Here is a 16,665-nt window from a genome sequence, read left to right as displayed (position 1 = left end):
CGTCAGGAGTTGAAGTCGCAGGCGAAGCGGGTGGTCGCGGTCACCCACGGGTCGGCGAGACACGCCGTGGCGTCGTGGTCGGCGTTGTGGTCGTCCTCGAACACGATGGCCTCGTCGTCGAGGACCAGCGGACCGGCATCGCGGATCTCTTCGATCATGGCTGCGGGCATGTGACGCCTCCAGGTCTTGTCGTGCGTCCTGCGGAGGCGCGGGTTGCGCCTGCCGCGGACCGCCGGGCCCGATGGGGGCCGGAGTCCTGATCCACGAAGGTAGGTAGGAATGATTGGTCTGACAAGGGGTCAGAACCCGTGAACTTCACAGGCCTGCCACATCCGTGGAGGAACGGTGCGTTCGACTCCGGGTCGGCGCGGGCCCGGGGCGGCCGGTAGGGCCGGCGCACCCGCCGGAGGCCCGGGGCGGTGCCCGGACGGTCCGCGCGACACGCCGCGAGCCCGCCGACCGACACGCCGCGGGCCCGCCGACCGACACGCCGCGGGCCCGCCGACCGGCACGCCGCGGGCGGCCGCCCGGCCGATCCGCAGGTCACGGGCCGTCGCCGGCCTGCTCCCGCCCCGCTCTGAACCCCGCGGCGGCCCCGGCCCGTTGGAATGGGAATTGAATTGCGGCCGCCGAGATTTTCTCCCCGGTATTGAACCGGATGGCGGTCGCAATCCGTTGGAATGGGATCGGAATTGCGCCCTCACGGCCGGGGTGTGCGGCCCCGAACGGCATCGTTGACATGACCGGGCTGATCGCCCAGACTGAATTCCGGAATCGCCGCCGGACCTCCGGATAGCCATCGATTTCGGATCGGGTGAATACGGGGAAAGTGCGCCGATGGCCAATGGTGAGTTTGTGGCTCAGCGGACCAGGGCAGGGGGTGAAAAGGATTGATGGCACACAGGCAGAACGTTCGGCACATTGACGGTCGTCCAGCGGCCCGATTCGCGGACGTCAGGTGCTCTGATCGCGCGACCGGAGGGAAATCGCAATGAGCACGAACGCCACCTCGCCCGCCGGCTTATCGACGATCCCGTCGCCGGCGGTGGTGCGATCCACGGTATTACCCGTCATCCGGCGGCAGGTCTCCACGCTGGAACCGTCCCTGGCCCGCGTCTGCGGCTACCACCTCGGCTTCGTCGACGAACACGGTGAGCCCGGCGGCGGCGGGGGCGGCAAGATGACCCGCGCCGCCCTCATGGCGGCGGTGGCGGGCGGCGTCGGCCTGCGGCCGGAGGACGTGCAGGCCCAGGCCGCCGCGGTGGAGCTGCTGCACAGCGCGACGCTGCTCCACGACGACATCGCCGACGGGGACGAGCTGCGCCGCGGCCGCCCGGCCGCGTGGAAGGCCTTCGGCACCGGCCTGGCCATCCACGCCGGGAACGCCCTGCAGGCGCTCGCCCTGCGGATGGTCGTGGACGACCCCGGCCCCGGCAGCACGGAGATCGCCCGCTCGTTCGCCGAGGCCACCGGGCTGGTCCACGCGGGCCAGGCCCGTGAACTGACCGTCCGGCCCGGCCCGGGCACGGCCGGCCTCGCGGTGTACGAGCAGGTCGTGCTGGAGAAGGCCTCGGCCCTGCTGGAGTGGTCGCTGCGGACGCCCGCAGTGCGGGCGGGACGGCCGGAGCAGAGCCTCGCCGCCCTGCGCGACGCGGGCCGGCACCTGGGCATCGCCCTGCAGGTCGCCAACGACGTCGAGGACGTCTGGGGCGATCCCGCGGTGACCGGCAAGCCCATCCGCGGGGACATCGCGCGGCGCAACCCGACCTTCCCCGTGTTGGCCGCCCTGTCCGAGGCGAGCCCGGCCGGCGACCGGCTGAGTCGCCTGTGGCACACCGACGGCGCCACCGCGGAGCACCTGCAGGCCATGGCCGACCTCATCGAGGAGGCCGGCGGCCGCGGCGCGGCGGAGCAGCTGTCCCGCCACCACCTGGAGTCGGCCCTGGAACACCTCGGGCGGGCCGGGCTCTCCCCGGCCGCGACCGCCGAGCTGACCACCCTGTTCGACCGCATCGTCAATCGCGCAGTCTGACCGGCGCCGCCCTGAAGCGGCGGCACATGCGAAATCGGAGAATTCATCATGACCACTGTCAACGAGAACTCGGCCCCCGCTGTCGTGCGCTCCGAATTCGAGCGCCGGGCACAGGCCCACTACGAGACCAAGACCCAGGACCCGATCAACCTCCTGCTGGGCAAGGACGACGGTCTCTACCACCACCACTACGCCGTCGGCGGATTCGACAAGTCCGTGCTGGAGGTTCCCGAGCCCGAGCGGGAGGCCGCCATTCTCGGGGAAATGGCCCGGATGGAGAACGAGCAGGTCGAACTCGTCCTGCGCGGGCTGGCCCCGCTCTCCTCCGACGCCAGGGTGATGGACGGCGGATCGGGTCGTGGCGGTACGTCCTTCCTCGTCAACCGGCGTTTCGGGTGCGAGGTGGTCGGGGTGAACTTCTGCGCCCACCACATCGAGTTCGCCGAGCGCCTCGCCGTCGAGAAGCACGACTGTGCCGACAAGGTCTCCTTCCGGTACGCCAACATGTGCGACACCGGCCTTCCCGAAAACTCGTTCGACGCGGTCTACACCAACGAGACCACCATGTACGTCGACCCGGCGGAGGCCTTCGCGGAGTTCGCCCGGGTGCTGCGCCCCGGTGGCCGGTACGTCTGCGTCACCTGGTGCGCCAACGACGCGGTGTCGACCGACAGCAAGGCCGTGCGGCTCATCGACGAGCACTACGACTGCCACATCAACACCCGCAGCGCCTACTTCAACGCGCTCGCCGCCAACCACCTGGTGCCCTCGCAGGTCTGGGACCTCACCGAGGAGGCCATCCCGTACTGGGAGCTGCGCTCGCACTCCGGCCTGCGCACCGGTGTGGAGCAGCCGTTCCTCGACGCGCACCGGAGCAACGAGCTCAACTACATCGTCGTCGTCGCCGAGTACGCGCCGCCGGCGTAGCGGCAGCCGTCCCCGGACGCGCGCAGGTGCGGCGGACCCACCGCGCGTGACGGCCCCGCACGGCCCCACCACGCGTGACGGCTCCGCACCGGCCCCGACGCGACCGCGTCGCTCCGCGGGCCCGACACCGGCGCGCGCCCGCCGCGGCCCCGGCCCCTGGTGGCCGGGGCCGCGGCTCCGGTCGCCGGCACCACGGGCCGGCCGCGACCGGCGGCACCCGGTGCCGGCTCCGACTCCGCCCCGGCCCCGACTCCGCCCCGGCTCCGGCGGGAGCCGTCACGAGGCCACGACGACATGGAGGTTGTCAGTGAACACCCCTGCTCAATTGCCCTTCGAGCAGACCCATCTGCTGCACGTCGCGCCAGGCCTGCGCGCGCTCCAGTCCCGCGGCGCGGTCCACCGGGTCCGCACCGCCGAGGGGGACGAGGCCTGGCTGGTCACCGGTCACGCCCAGGTGCGGCAGTTGCTGGACGACGACCGGCTCGGCCGCTCCCACCCCGACCCGGAGATCGCGGCCCAGGACAGCGGGTCCGTGCTCCTCGCCAACCTGCTGGGCGACTTCGCCACCGACCACACCCGGCTGCGGGCGGTGCTGGAGCCGCCCTTCGCCCCGGAGCGCATGCAGGTGCTGCGGTCCCACGTCGAGACGCTGACCGAGCGCCTGCTCGACGAGCTGGCCGAGCAGGCGCCCTCCGCGGACCTGCGGCTGGCACTGGCCCTGCCGCTGCCGATCCAGGTGATGTGCGCGTGGCTCGGCGTGCCCCACGAGGACAAGGACCGCTTCGGCGCCTGGACCCAGGACGCCGCCAACGTCCAGGACCGGGACCGCTCCCAGCAGGGGCTGGCCCAGCTGTTCGGCTACTGCCGGAACCTGGTGGCGGAGAAGCGGAAGAACCCCGGCGACGACGTGATCTCCGCGCTGTGCGTGGCCGAGGGCCTCGACGACCGCGAGGTCATCGGGCTGTCCGCGCTGCTGCTGTTCGGCGGTTACGAGACCACGGTGGCCCGGATCGGCACCGGCGCACTGCTGCTGCTCACCAACCCCGAGCAGCGGCAGAGGCTGCTGGACGACCCCGGCCTCGTCCCGGGCGCGGTGGACGAGATCCTGCGGATGTCGATGCCCAACCCGCACAACGGCGGCATGCCGCGCTTCGCGCGGACGGACCTGGAGGTCGACGGCACGACCATCCGGGCCGGCGAGCTGGTGCTGCTGAACATCATCGCGGCCAACCACGACCGGACGGTCTTCGCCGACCCGGAGCGGGTCGACGTCGCCCGGCCGACCGCGGCCAGCCTCACCTTCGGCCACGGCATGTACCACTGCGTCGGTGCGCCGCTGGCCCGGATGCAGCTGCAGGTGGCGCTCGCCCGGCTCATCGAGCGGTTCCCGACCATGCGCCTGGCCGTCGACGTGGCGGAGCTGAGGCTGCGTCACGACACGCTGACCGGCGGGCTGGTCTCGCTCCCGGTGACGTGGTGACCAGCGCCCCGGCGGCGGTGCGCCCCGCCAGAGCCCCGGGCCTCTGCGCGCGCCTGGTCGGGAGGAGTCCCGAGCCGCTGCGCGCCTACCTCCTCCTGATGCGTCTGCACGCACCCACCGGTGTCGTGCTGTACCTGCTGCCCGGGCTGTGGAGCCTCTCCCTCGCCTCCGGGCGGCGGCCGGACCTCCTGGCGGTGGCACTCCTCGCGGTCGCGGCCGTCCTGGTGCGCGGTGCGAGCTGCGCGGTCAACGACGTCGTCGACCGGGACATCGACGCCAAGGTCGCCCGCACGGCGTCGCGTCCGGTCGCGGCGGGGACGATCGGCGTCGGCAGGGCGCTGCTGTTCTCCGCCGCGCAGGCCGCGGCCTCGCTGGCCGTCCTGGCGCTGGTGAACGGCGCCACGGCCCTGGTCGTGGCGGCCTCCTACCCGCTGCTCGTCGCGTACCCCTACACGAAGCGCGTGTTCCCGTGGCCCTCGGCCTGGCTGGCGCTGGTGATCAACGCCTACGTGCTGGCCGGGTGGACGGCGGTGACCGGGCGGCTCGACTTCCCGCCGGCCGTGTTCGGCCTCTACGCCTGCGGGTTCTTCTGGACCCTGTTCCACGACACGGTCTACTCCCACCAGGACAAGGAGTACGACCGGAGCATCGGCGTCAGGTCCTCCGCCCTGATGTTCGGCGAGTCCAGCAAGGCCTGGCTGGCCGTCTTCATCGCGCTGAGCGTCGCCGGCGCGCTCTGGGCCGGAGCCGAGGCGGGGACGGGCTGGGCCTACCACGTGCTCGTCGTGCTCGCCGGGCTGCTGCTGGCCCACCAGGTCGTCCGGGTGGACCTGGACGATCCGGCGTCCTGCTGGGACACCTTCGTCACCAACCGCTACTTCGGCTGGATCGTCCTCGCGGCGACGATCGCCGGACAGTTCACCTGACCGGGGGGATACGCATGACGGATTCGATGTGGCAGGGCGCCGGCGTCGACCTGGACGCCTACCTGGCCCGCGTGGGGTACCGGGCCGACGTGGCCCCCGACCTCGCCACGCTGCGCGGCCTGCACGCCGCGCACGTCGAGGCGATCGCCTTCGAGAACCTCGACGTGCTGCTCGGGCGGCCGGTGCCGCTGGACCTGGACAGCGTCCAGGAGAAGATCGTGCGGCGCGGCCGCGGCGGCCTCTGCATGGAACAGGTCGTCCTGGCGGCGGCGGTGCTGGACCGGATCGGGTTCACCTTCTCGGCGCTCGCGACGAGGTCCCGGATCCGCACCGGGCACAAGACCGGCCCCGCCGTCCACGTCGCCCTGTGCGTCGAGCTGGACGGCGAACGCTGGCTCCACGACGTGAGCTTCGGCGGCTACGGGCTGTACGAGCCGATCCGCCTCGTCGACACCTCGACGCTGGACGGCGACTGGCCGTTCGACCTGGTGCGGGAGCCGAACGGCGAGCACGTCCTGCGGTTCCTGCGGCCCGAGGGCCCGTCGGAGCTCTACGGCTTCACCACGGACGCGCGCTACCCGGCGGACTTCGAGGTGCTCAACCACTTCTGTCTCAGCCACCCGCGCTCACCGTTCAACAAGCGGCTGATCCTCCAGCGCACGCGGCCCGCGGTGCGGCACGTCCTCATCGGCAGCACCCTCACGGAGCTGCGGCCCGGCAAGCCGGCGACCTCCCGCGAGCTGGACCAGGACGAGCTGCTCGCCGCTCCCGCGGAGGTCTTCGGGCTCACCCTGGACCCGGCCGACGTGCAGTCCCTCAAGGCGCTGGAGGGCCCGGCGGCGGCCGGCCGCCCCTGACCCGGACCGAGCGGAGCCCCCTGACCCGGACCGAGCGTCCCTCCGGCCCGTCCGCGGGCCGGGGGCGCGATCTTAAGGACCACCATGGATGAGATGCCGAACGACGCGGAATCCGGAGCGTTCTCCCTGGCGGAACGGCTGCGGTCGCTCCCGGGGCACGATCCGGAGGACGCGGTGGAGAACGCCGTCCTCAGCAGGCTCGCCGACAACTGGGACCGCCGCGCCACCGTCCGGCGGCGGGGCGAGACCCTGGACGACGTGTTCGAGCCCGACCGGCCGGACTTCCCGGTGGCGCTGCTGCCCTTCCGGGACCACCCCACCTACCTCGGGCTCGACGACGAGCTCAAGTCCCGGATCCTGGCGTGGGGTTGGGTGGCGTTCAACAAGAACGTCATGGACATCGAGCAGTGCGTCGTCAACCCCGGGTTCGCCCTGATCGCCAAGGGCGCCTTCGCGACGGGCCTGGACGACGCCATGGTCCTCGCGGTGACGCAGGCCATGGTCGACGAGCAGTACCACACGCTGATGCACCTGAACGCCAGCGCCGTGACGCGCCGCCGGCGCGGCTGGCGGATGCCCGAGTCCGCGCTCCCGCTCGGCCACAAGACGCGCCGGCACGCCCACCGGCTCGCCACCGCCGGGACACCCCGGAAGCAGGCACTGGTCTCGCTCGCCTTCACCACGGTCGCGGAGATCTCGATCAACGCCCACCTGGACCTGATCGCCGAGGACCACGAGATCCAGCCGGTCAACCGCCTGACGGCCGTCCTGCACAACCGTGACGAGTACTGCCACGCCTCGATCACGGACACCGTCGTCCAGGAGGTGTGGAAGCGCCTGGACGCCGGGGAGCGCGACTACTTCCTGACCGCGATGGCCGACGGGATGGAGGCCTTCGCCGCCCACGACTTCACCACCTGGGCGAGGGTCCTGGACCTGCTCGGGGTGGAGGGACGGGAAGGGATGCTCCGGGACGTCAGGAGCGCCGCCGGCGCCGGCCGGCTGCTCCAGGACTTCAGCGGGCTGCGCACCCTGTGCGAGGAGCTGGACGTCCTCGACTCCGTCCCCTTCGACTTCTCGACGGTGCGGACCGGGGCCCCGTAGGGCCCGTCCGGAACGACCGCGCGCCCCCTCTTCCGCCTCCGACGATCACCTGGTGTCAGCCCATGCGCGTCCTGCTCATCGACAACTACGATTCCTACACCTACAACCTGTACCAGCTCCTCGCGGAGGTGTACGGCATCGCGCCCGTCGTCGTACGGAACGACGCCTCCGCGTGGGACCACCTCGATCCGGACGGCTTCGACGCCGCGGTCATCTCGCCCGGGCCCGGCCACCCGGCCGTCCCCCGTGACTTCGGGCGCTCCCGCGACGTCCTGGAGCACACCCGGCTGCCGGTGCTGGGCGTCTGCCTCGGGCACCAGGGGATGGGACTCCTCTCGGCCGCGCGGGTCGTCCCGGCCCCGCAGCCCCGGCACGGGTACCTGTCCACGATCCGGCACAGCGGCGACGGTCTCTTCGCCGGCATCCCGCAGGACTTCACGGCCGTGCGCTACCACTCGCTGAGCATCGCCGAACCCGCGCCCGACCACCTGCGGATCACCGCGCGCGCCGAGGACGGCGTGGTCATGGGCCTGGCCCACCGGGACCGGCCCTGGTGGGGGGTGCAGTTCCACCCCGAGTCGATCTGCACGGAGTACGGGGCCCGCCTCGTGGCGAACTTCCGCGACCTGGCGCTCGGCCGGGCCGCCGCCAGCGCCGTCGGCGCAGCCCCTGCCCCCGCCGTCGGCGCAGCCCCTGCCCCCGCCGTCGGCGCGGCCACCCGCGCCGTCGACCCGCCCGCGCGCGTCGCGCCGACGGCCGCGCCCGCCGCCCGACTCCGGGTGCAGGTCGGCGTCCTGGAACGGGCCGTCGACACCGAGGCCGCCTTCCTGGCCCTGTACGGCGCCGGCGAACGCGCCTTCTGGCTCGACAGCTCGCACGTCGAACCCGGCCTGGCCCGGTTCTCCTTCCTCGGCTCCGCCGACGCGCCCGGGGCCGAGCTGCTCAGCTACCGGGTGGAGGACGGCCACGTCCGGGTGGAACCCGCGGGAGGCGCCCCCCGCACCGAGAGCGGCACCATCTTCGACGCCCTCGACCGGCGCACCGGCCGCGTCGTCGACGGCGCCGAGGAGCTGCCCTTCGACTTCGCCGGTGGCTACGTCGGCTACTTCGGCTACGAGTTGAAGGCCGACCTCGGTGCCGAACGCGCCCACCGGGCGGCCACCCCGGACGCGGTGTGGCTGCAGGCCGACCGCTTCGTCGCCGTGGACCACGCCGAGGACCGGACCTACGTCATCGCCGTCCACGGCCCACAGGAGTCGGCCGCCGCCCGGGAGTGGATCGGCACCGCCGCCGCCGCCCTGGGCGCCCTGCCCGCGGCGCAGCCGGACGCGACCCCGCGGCCCCGCGCCGAGGACCACGACGCGTCGAGGCGGCTGGTCCGCCCGCGCACCCGGTACCTGGCCGACATCCGCGAGTGCGACCGGCGGCTGAGGGAGGGCGTGAGCTACGAGATCTGCCTCACCAACAAGCTCCGGCTGCCCGCGCCGGCCAACGACCTCGCCTACTACCGGCGCCTGCGCCGGCTCAACCCCGCGCCGTACGCCGCGTTCCTGCGCCTCGGCGAGGTCACCGTCCTCAGCTCCTCACCCGAGCGGTTCCTCAAGGTGGACGCCGCCCGCACGGTGGAGACCAAGCCGATCAAGGGCACGGCGCCCCGCCACCCGGACCCGCGCACCGACGACGAGCGGCGCCGCTCCCTGCAGATGGACCCCAAGACGCGCGCCGAGAACCTGATGATCGTGGACCTGCTCCGCAACGACCTCGGGCGGATCTGCGAGATCGGCAGCGTCGACGTCCCGGCGCTGATGGTGACGGAGTCGTACGCCACCGTGCACCAGCTGGTCTCCACCGTCACCGGGGAGCTGCGCGGGGACACCTCCGCCGTGGACGCCGTTCGGGCGTGCTTCCCCGGCGGATCCATGACCGGAGCGCCGAAGCTGCGCACCATGGAGATCATCGACGCCCTGGAGGGGGAGGCCCGCGGGGTGTACTCCGGCGCCCTCGGGTTCCTCGGGTACACCGGGACCACCGACCTCAGCATCACCATCCGCACCGCCGTCAGCCACGACGGCGAGCTGACGATCGGTGCGGGCGGCGCCATCGTGCTCGACTCCGACCCCGTCGCGGAGTACGAGGAGATGCTGCTCAAGGCCGAGGCGACCCTGCGGGCCCTGCCGAAGGCGAGGGTCCCCGGCTCCTGACCGCCGGGCCCGGGACACGGGCGGCCCGGCGGGGACCGGAGCGGGACGCAGCCGCGCCGTCTCAGCAAATCCTCAGGCCCCGACGGCGAGGCTCACGGCATGCAGCAGCAACGGGCGCGACGGCGACGGCGTGGAACGGGCGGCACGGCACGGGGCGCTCCGCCGGCGCTCCGACGGGCGGCCGCCGCCGTCCTGGCGGTGGCCGCGCTGCTGGCGGTGGCGGTCGCGGCCAGGACGGTGGCCGCCGAACCGAGGCCGCGGAAGACCTTCTGCCGGCACCTCGCGGAGTCGGCGCACTGGCGGTCGGCGATGCCCCGGTGCCGCCGCGCCCCCGGGCCGCCGCCCGGGCGGTCTGCGCGGGCCTCATCGAATCCTCAGGATCGGGCTGGGATGCTCGTGGACGTCGACGGCGGCGCCCTCCTGATCCCCCACGGAGAGGGCGCCGCCTCGGCGTTCCCCGTCGGCGCCCCGGCTACCGGCGCGGGGCGGTGGTGAGCGCGGAGCGGGGACGGCCGCCGGCGGCTCCGCCCCAGGTCACGGCTATCCTGACCGGCATGCGAGTGCTGGTGGTGGAGGACGACGAGGACCTGCGGTTCGCCGTGGCCGCAGCCCTGCGCGGCAGCGGCCTGGCCGTCGACGAGGCCGCGGACCTGCCCGCCGCCGACGAGGCGCTGTTCGTCACCGCCTACGACTGCGTCGTCCTCGACCGGATGCTTCCGGCCGGCGACTCCGCGGACTACGTGCGCCGGATGCGGGCCGACGGCCGGACGGTACCGGTGCTCTTCCTGACCGCCCGGGACACCGTCGCCGACCGGGTCGAGGGCTTCGCGACCGGCGGGGACGACTACCTGGTCAAGCCCTTCGCCGTGCCCGAACTGGTGGCACGGGTACGGAACCTGTGCCGGCGCACCGCCGTCGCCCGCCCGCCCGTGGTCCGCTGCGGGGACCTGGAGATCGACACGGCCCGCCGCACGGTGCACCGCGGCGGCGTGCTGCTCTCGCTCACCACCAAGGAGTTCGCCGTCCTGGAGACCCTCGCCACCCGGCCCGGCCAGGCGGTGCGGCGCACCGACCTCGTCGAGCGGTGCTGGGACGAGCTGACCGAGCCCAACTCCAACGTGGTCGAGGTGCTGATCTCCCAGCTGCGCCGCAAGCTCGGCGACCCGCCCGTGATCCACACCGCGCGGGGCGTCGGGTACCGGCTGGAGGCGGAGGCGTGAGACCGGACCGGGCCGGCGGCGCTCCGGTCCGGCGCCGCCGGCTCCGCCCCGGCCCGGCCGACCGGCCGCCGCCGACCCCGGCCGGCCGGATCCGCCGGCTGCGGCGGCGCATCGCCCTGCTCTTCGCCCTCGTCAGCGCGCTCGGCCTGATCGGGATGACGGTCATCGCCGTGCACGCGGACGACGCCTCCTGGCGCTCGCAGGTCGACGCCGATCTCAAGCTCCGGACCAGCGAGTTCGCCGCCGACCTGCACTACGACGAGCAGGGCGCCGTGGAGTACCCCGACCCCCGGGAGGGCACGTACGACTGCCCGCCGGTGACGGTGTTCACCGGCTCCGGCGGGAACCTGACCCCGGCGGCCTCCCCGCACCGGCCCTGCCTCACGGTGCCCGCCGCCGCCCTCCAGGCGGCCGCCACCGGGGCCGGCCGCGAGGGGGACCTCGTGCTGACCACCGTCACGGCCCCGGACGGTCACCCGCTGCGGCTGTCCGCCCAGCCGTTCGGCGGCCCCGCGGTGGAGGCCGCGGACGTCGTCGTGGTCACCGCCGTCGACGTCGCCAAGAACGTCGAGGACCACGACCGGATGACCCTGCTGCTCACCGCCGTCTGCGCCGTCCTGGTGGCCGTCTCCGCACTCGCCGGGCGCTGGCTCGCCGGGCGGGCCGTCCGGCCGGCGCTGGCCGCGATCGAGCAGCAGGAGGCGTTCTTCGCGGACGCCGCCCACGACCTGCGCACCCCCGTCGCCTCGCTGCGGCTGCTCGCCGAGACCGGCCTGCGCGGCGAGGCCGAGAGCACCGAGATCATGCGCCGCACGCTGCGCCAGTCCACCCGGATGAGCGAGCTGGTCGACGACCTGCTCACCCGGGCCCGGCTGATGGCCGGCGCCGTCCCGCTGGACCGCGAGCCGCTGCGGCTCGACCAGCTCGTCGACGCCGTCGTCGCCGACACCCCGGCGGACGGTCACCGGGTGGCCGTCCGGGCCGAGCCGGTGGTCGTGCTCGCCGACGCCGGACTGCTGCGCCGCGCCGTCGCCAACCTGCTGGGCAACGCGCTCGCCCACGGCCACGCCCCGGGCGAGCCGGCCGACGTCGAGATCACCGTCGGCGCGGGCGGCACCGTCGCCGTCGACGACGCGGGGCCGGGCATCCCGCCCGAGCTGGCGAAGTCGCTGTTCGAACGCTTCCGCAGCGGCGCCGGGTCGAGCGGGCTGGGCCTGTCCATCGCCGCCTGGGTGGCGCACGCCCACGGCGGCTCGCTCACCGTGGCGCGCGGCGCCCGGGGCGGGGCCCGGTTCCTGCTGCACGTCCCCGTCCAGAAGCGGCCCTGAGCCCGGGCACCGCGCGGCGTCGGACCCGTACGCCCGGGGGCCGGTCCGTGGTGCGTCCGGGCGCCGGCCGTCCTCACCAGAACCTCAGGTCACCTCGGCCATGCTCCTGTCCCGTACCGAGAACCCGCGACAGGACGGACGACAGAACAGTGCACGGATCCGACCGGCGCCCCCGCACCCCGGAGCCTCAGACGACCGCCGTCCGCCTCGGCGCCCTGGCCGTGGCCCTGACCGCGCTGGCCGCCACCGCGCTCGTCGGCTGCGAACCGGCCCCGCCCGGTGCGCCGGGCGCGGCCGTCGCCGCGGTCCAGCCGCCGCCCGCCGCCGATCCGGCCGACCAGCCCGCGCTCTGGGCCTTCTACCGGCAGAAGCCGACCTGGACGGCCTGCGGCGGCCTGCAGTGCGCCACCCTGAGCGTCCCGATGGACTACGCCCGGCCGCAGGACGGCAGGACCTTCACCCTGCCGCTGATCCGCGCCGTCGCCACCGACCCGGCCCGGCGCACCGGCTCACTGGTCCTCAACCCCGGCGGCCCCGGCGGCTCGGGCGTGCAGCACCTGAGCTCGGGCGGGCTGGACTCCTTCGGCACGGCGGCCCGGGCGCACTTCGACATCGTCGGTTTCGACCCCCGCGGCGTCGACGGCAGCCGGCCCGCCGTGGACTGCACCGGCCCCGACGACGCGCCCGACCAGGGCCAGGGCACCGCGGACGCGCCCGCCGTGCCGCTCTACCCGCGCACCGACGCCGAACGCCGGGCCGCGCTCGCGGACGCCGACCGCAGCACCGCGGCCTGCGCCTCCCGCAGCGGCCCGATCCTGCCGCACGTCGGCACCCTGGACGCCGCCCGGGACCTCGACGTGCTCCGGGCGGCCCTCGGCGACGAGCGGCTGACCTACCTCGGCTGGTCCTACGGCACCTACCTGGGCACCGTCTACGCCGAGCAGTTCCCGCGCCGGGTCCGCGCCCTGGTGCTCGACGGCGCCGTGGACCCGTCCCTGGACTGGCGGCAGCGGATCCTCAGCCAGGGCCGGGGGTTCCGCAAGGCCGTCGACGACTACGCCGAGAACTGCTCGGTGGTCGTGAAGAAGGCCTGCCCCGAGGCGACGCCGGACGGCATCCGCCGACTGGTCGAGGACCTGTACGCCAAGGCGGCCGGCCACGCCCTGCGCGTCAAGGGCAGCTCCGAACCCCTCGACGAGTCCGTCCTGCTGGCCGCCATCACCCTGTCGATGTACTCGCCCGAGTCCCAGTGGCAGGAGCTCTCCGAGGCGCTGACCGCCGCCCGCGCGGGCGACGGAGCCAAGCTCGCCGCGATCGCCGGGCAGGACGCCCCGGCGGAGGACGGGGGCACGGGCACCGACGGCGCCGGGGACGCCGTGGCCGCAGGCGGGGCCGGAGAGCCGGCGGGGGAGCAGCCCCGCGACAACGGCGCCGACGTCCTGAGCGCCGTCAACTGCCTCGACGTGCCCCACCCCACCGACCCCCAGGCGTACTGGGACCTCCTCGACGAGGCCTACCGCGACTCCGGCGTCTACGGTGCCTCCGTGGTGCTCGCCGACCTCGGCTGCCGCACCTGGCCGGCCGGTTCGCAGCAGCCGCACCGGGTCTCGGCCGAGGGACTGCCGCCGGTCCTGGTCGTCGGCACCACCGGCGACGCCCCGACCCCCTACGCGGAGGCGCAGAGCCTCGCCGCCCAACTGCCCGGCGGCATGCTGCTCACCAACCGGGGCCTGGGCCACACCGCCTACGGGCGCGGCAACCAGTGCGTCACCGACGCCGTGGACGGCTACCTCGTGGACCTCAGGCCGGTCCCCGCCGGGACGGCCTGCTGACGGCCCGCCCGGCTCACCCGGCCGGTGCGCCGGCCGGTTCGCCGGGCCCGCCGGAGCGTCACCCGGCCCGACCTCCGCCCGCCCCGACCGCCGGACGCGACGGGCGCCGTGGTGGGACCATCGGGGGATGAAGTACCTGGTCCTGATGTACGCAGACCCGGCGGCGACCGAGGCGATGACCGACCGGCAGCGGGCCGAGGTGTTCCAGCGGCACGGCGACCTCCACCGCGACCTGGAGGGCACCGGCGAGATGCTCAACGGTGCGGGGCTCGCCCATCCGCGGGACACCACCACCCTCCGGTGGCAGCAGGACGGAGCCCCGGTCGCGGCGGACGGCCCGTTCACGGCGGGGCAGCTGCAGCTGACGGCCTACCACGTGCTCGAGTGCGCGAGCCCGGAGCGGGCCCGGGAGATCGCGGAACGCGTCCTGGACTTCCACGTGGTGGCGGTCGAGGTGCGACCCGTGCACGACGCGTTCGGGATGACCGGGGACTGAGCCCGTCGGCGACGCCGGCCCGGGCACGGTGGGCGCGTGGGTCACCTCGACGAGCGGCATTCCCACACCTCGGGCCCGGTCAGAGCGGCGGGTTGGGGCGGGTCAGGCCGAGGTCGTAGGCGAAGATCACGGCCTGGACGCGGTCCCGGGCCCCGATCTTGGCGAGCACCCGGCTGACGTGGGTCTTGACGGTGGACTCCGCGAGCACCAGGCGCTCGGCGATCTCGCCGTTGCTCCAGCCCCGGGCGACGGCGACGAGGATCTCCCGTTCGCGGTCGGTCAGGGCGTCCAGCCGGGCGTCGTCGGCCGGGCCGGCCCCCGCCGGGCGGACCGGCAGGTGGTGGGCGTAGGCGTCGAGCAGCCGGCGGGTGACGGCGGGTGCGACGACGGCGTCGCCGCCGGCCACCGCGCGGATGCCCGCGAGCAGTTCCTCGGGGCGGGCGTCCTTGAGGAGGAAGCCGCTGGCACCGGCGCGCAGCGCGGCATGGGCGTACTCGTCGAGGTCGAAGGTGGTGAGGACGAGGATCCGCGAGCGGCCGCCCGCGGCGACGATCTGACGGGTGGCCTCGATGCCGTCCATGCCGGGCATCCGGATGTCCATGAGGACGACGTCGGGCCGCAGGCCGGCGGTCAGCCGGACGGCCTCGGCGCCGTGGGCGGCCTCGCCGACGACCTGGGTGTCCGGCTGGCTCTCCAACAGCATGCGGAAGCCGTACCGCTGCAGCGGCTGGTCGTCCACGATGAGGACGGTGGTCACGTCGGGCCGCCTGTCGGGTCGGGGGTGAGGTCGAGCACGGCCTCCACGGTCCATCCTGCACCAGGGCCGGGCCCGGCGGTGACGGTGCCGCCGTAGAGGGCGGCGCGTTCGCGCATGCCCGCGAGCCCGTGGCCCTCGGTGCCCGGGCGCGTGGGCGGGGCCGCGTCGCCGGGCGGCCCGTCGTCCCGGACCCTGATCCGCAGCCGGCCCGCCTCGGCGCTCACCGACACGTGTGCCCTGGTGTCCGGGCCGGCGTGCCGCAGCGTGTTGGTGAGGGCCTCCTGGACGATCCGGTAGGCCATCAACTGGACACCGCGGTCCAGGTGTTCCAGCTCGCCGGCCGCGGTGTACACGATGCGGGGCCCGGCCGCGCGGGTGCGCGCGCACAGCCCGTCGATGTCGGCGATGCCCGGCTGCGGGGTGAACTCGGCGCCCCGCTCGCCCTGGTCGCGGAGCACGCCGAGCATGCGCCGCAGCTCGCCCAGCGCCTGCCGGCTGGTCTCGCCGATCAGCAGCAGCGCCTCGCGGCCCCGCTCCGGGGAGGCCTGGGCCGCGTACGCGCCGCCGTCGGCCAGGGTGACGATCACGGACAGGTTGTGGCCGATGATGTCGTGCATCTCGCGGGCCACCTTGGTGCGCTCGGTGGCCGCGGCGAGTCGGCTGCGCTGGTCGCGTTCGATCTCCAGCCGCGCGGCGCGCTCGCGCAGCCCGGCGAGCTGGGCGCGCCGGATGCGTACGGCGATGCCGAGGGCGACGGCGGCCGTCGCCGCACTGAACAGGAAGAACAGGGCGTCCCCGAGGGAGACGCCGGAGGACAGCTCGACGGCGACGAGGACCAGCGCGCCGGCCGTCGCGCCACAGGCCCAGGCCAGCTTCCGCAGGCTGCCGTGCAGGGCGAGGCTGTAGAGGGCGACGAACAGGGCGGCGTCCGCGCGCAGCGCCGCGCCGAGCGACCACTGCAGCACGAACACGGCCATGATCGCCGCGAAGGAGGCGGCGGGCCGGCGCCGGCGCCACAGCAGCGGCAGGACCAGCCCGATCTGGAGGGCCAGCACGGCCGGCAGGGGCAGGTGGGTGAAGACGATCCGGTGCTCGTGCGGGCCGTCGCCGTCGCCGTGGAACGGGCCCGCGCCGCCGCCGCGGACGAGGTCGGGCACGCAGAACAGGACGAAGGCCACCGCGACCACGGCGGTGTCCAGGACCCACGGACGGTCGCGGTCCGCCAGCCGGACGCGCTGGCCGAACCGGCCCAGCGGGCCGAACAGCGGGTGGGCCGACAGGGGGTCGGCGACCGGCGCCGGGGCGCCGGCGGGGAGGTGGCTCACGGGTGTCACCTGTCCATCGTGGCGTGGGGCCCGCCCTCCGACTGCGGGGGGCGGGCCCTGGGCCGGGGGGGGGGGGGGGGGGGGCCCCCCCCCCCCCCCCGGGGGGGGTGGGGGGGGGGGGGCCCCCCCGGGGGGCCGCGCCCCCCCCCCGGGGGCCCCCGCCCCCCCCCGCGCCAGCCC

General features: G+C 74.7%; 14 protein-coding genes. 11 read left to right on the top strand and 3 right to left on the bottom strand.

The genetic code is table 11. From position 1 onward, the window contains the following. Positions 1-2 precede the first annotated feature (2 nt). Entirely contained in the window at positions 3-170 is a 168-nt protein-coding gene (locus ACFYUY_RS07730; RefSeq protein WP_360220044.1) for an SflA family class IV lanthipeptide, read from the bottom strand. A gap of 875 nt (positions 171-1,045) precedes the next feature. Between ACFYUY_RS07730 and ACFYUY_RS07725 the strand changes: the two genes are divergently transcribed. From ACFYUY_RS07725 to ACFYUY_RS07675, 11 genes are all read left to right on the top strand, one after another. Then, a complete protein-coding gene (locus ACFYUY_RS07725) occupies positions 1,046-2,032 on the top strand; it encodes a polyprenyl synthetase family protein (RefSeq protein WP_387898979.1) in 987 nt (328 codons plus the stop codon). Between the two features lie 48 nt (positions 2,033-2,080). Next, complete coding sequence (locus ACFYUY_RS07720; protein WP_360220048.1) at positions 2,081-2,959, top strand: methyltransferase domain-containing protein; 879 nt, start codon at positions 2,081-2,083, stop codon at positions 2,957-2,959. Between the two features lie 307 nt (positions 2,960-3,266). Next, positions 3,267-4,439, top strand: a complete 1,173-nt coding sequence (locus tag ACFYUY_RS07715) for a cytochrome P450 (protein ID WP_360220051.1) — start codon at positions 3,267-3,269, stop codon at positions 4,437-4,439. Then, positions 4,436-5,365 (top strand): UbiA family prenyltransferase, encoded by a 930-nt coding sequence (locus ACFYUY_RS07710; protein WP_360220054.1) that lies wholly within the window; start codon positions 4,436-4,438, stop codon positions 5,363-5,365. The genes ACFYUY_RS07715 and ACFYUY_RS07710 overlap by 4 nt, the downstream gene beginning before the upstream one ends. 14 nt (positions 5,366-5,379) lie before the next feature. Next, complete coding sequence (locus ACFYUY_RS07705; protein WP_387898976.1) at positions 5,380-6,222, top strand: arylamine N-acetyltransferase; 843 nt, start codon at positions 5,380-5,382, stop codon at positions 6,220-6,222. Positions 6,223-6,315: 93 nt separating this feature from the next. Continuing rightward, on the top strand, positions 6,316-7,326 hold the full coding sequence (locus ACFYUY_RS07700) for a diiron oxygenase (RefSeq protein ID WP_360220060.1): 1,011 nt from the start codon (positions 6,316-6,318) through the stop codon (positions 7,324-7,326). Between the two features lie 62 nt (positions 7,327-7,388). After that, the gene (gene pabB / locus ACFYUY_RS07695; RefSeq protein ID WP_387898973.1) at positions 7,389-9,527 is read left to right on the top strand and encodes an aminodeoxychorismate synthase component I; all 2,139 of its coding nucleotides are present in this window, start codon (positions 7,389-7,391) and stop codon (positions 9,525-9,527) included. A 554-nt stretch (positions 9,528-10,081) separates the two neighbouring features. Then, positions 10,082-10,747 carry a response regulator transcription factor gene (locus ACFYUY_RS07690; protein ID WP_387898971.1) on the top strand — a complete coding sequence of 222 codons (666 nt, stop codon included), beginning with the start codon at positions 10,082-10,084 and terminating at the stop codon, positions 10,745-10,747. Next, complete coding sequence (locus tag ACFYUY_RS07685; RefSeq protein WP_387898968.1) at positions 10,744-12,075, top strand: sensor histidine kinase; 1,332 nt, start codon at positions 10,744-10,746, stop codon at positions 12,073-12,075. The genes ACFYUY_RS07690 and ACFYUY_RS07685 overlap by 4 nt, the downstream gene beginning before the upstream one ends. A gap of 149 nt (positions 12,076-12,224) precedes the next feature. Next, positions 12,225-13,907 carry an alpha/beta hydrolase gene (locus ACFYUY_RS07680; protein WP_387898965.1) on the top strand — a complete coding sequence of 561 codons (1,683 nt, stop codon included), beginning with the start codon at positions 12,225-12,227 and terminating at the stop codon, positions 13,905-13,907. A 127-nt stretch (positions 13,908-14,034) separates the two neighbouring features. After that, positions 14,035-14,403, top strand: a complete 369-nt coding sequence (locus tag ACFYUY_RS07675; protein WP_360220075.1) for a YciI family protein — start codon at positions 14,035-14,037, stop codon at positions 14,401-14,403. A 79-nt stretch (positions 14,404-14,482) separates the two neighbouring features. On the opposite strand, the gene ACFYUY_RS07670 is transcribed toward ACFYUY_RS07675, so the two are convergent. Together ACFYUY_RS07670 and ACFYUY_RS07665 are read right to left on the bottom strand one after the other, a co-directional pair. After that, on the bottom strand, positions 14,483-15,160 hold the full coding sequence (locus ACFYUY_RS07670) for a response regulator (protein WP_387898962.1): 678 nt from the start codon (positions 15,158-15,160) through the stop codon (positions 14,483-14,485). After that, positions 15,157-16,485 carry a sensor histidine kinase gene (locus ACFYUY_RS07665; protein WP_387898959.1) on the bottom strand — a complete coding sequence of 443 codons (1,329 nt, stop codon included), beginning with the start codon at positions 16,483-16,485 and terminating at the stop codon, positions 15,157-15,159. The genes ACFYUY_RS07670 and ACFYUY_RS07665 overlap by 4 nt, the downstream gene beginning before the upstream one ends. Between the last annotated feature and the right edge of the window lie 180 nt (positions 16,486-16,665).

It is taken from the genome of Kitasatospora sp. NPDC004745 (genome assembly GCF_042873275.1).
Classification (GTDB): Bacteria; Actinomycetota; Actinomycetes; order Streptomycetales; family Streptomycetaceae; genus Kitasatospora.
This window is presented reverse-complemented; position numbering and strand designations above follow the sequence as displayed.

Bases quoted from the DNA above. Each gene is read 5' to 3' on its own strand.
- ACFYUY_RS07700 (WP_360220060.1), top strand. From the start codon at position 6,316: ATGCCGAACGACGCGGAATCCGGAGCGTTCTCCCTGGCGGAACGGCTG.
- ACFYUY_RS07720 (WP_360220048.1), top strand. From the start codon at position 2,081: ATGACCACTGTCAACGAGAACTCGGCCCCCGCTGTCGTGCGCTCCGAA.
- pabB (WP_387898973.1), top strand. From the start codon at position 7,389: ATGCGCGTCCTGCTCATCGACAACTACGATTCCTACACCTACAACCTG.
- ACFYUY_RS07690 (WP_387898971.1), top strand. From the start codon at position 10,082: ATGCGAGTGCTGGTGGTGGAGGACGACGAGGACCTGCGGTTCGCCGTG.
- ACFYUY_RS07705 (WP_387898976.1), top strand. From the start codon at position 5,380: ATGACGGATTCGATGTGGCAGGGCGCCGGCGTCGACCTGGACGCCTAC.
- ACFYUY_RS07730 (WP_360220044.1), bottom strand. From the start codon at position 170: ATGCCCGCAGCCATGATCGAAGAGATCCGCGATGCCGGTCCGCTGGTC.
- ACFYUY_RS07675 (WP_360220075.1), top strand. From the start codon at position 14,035: ATGAAGTACCTGGTCCTGATGTACGCAGACCCGGCGGCGACCGAGGCG.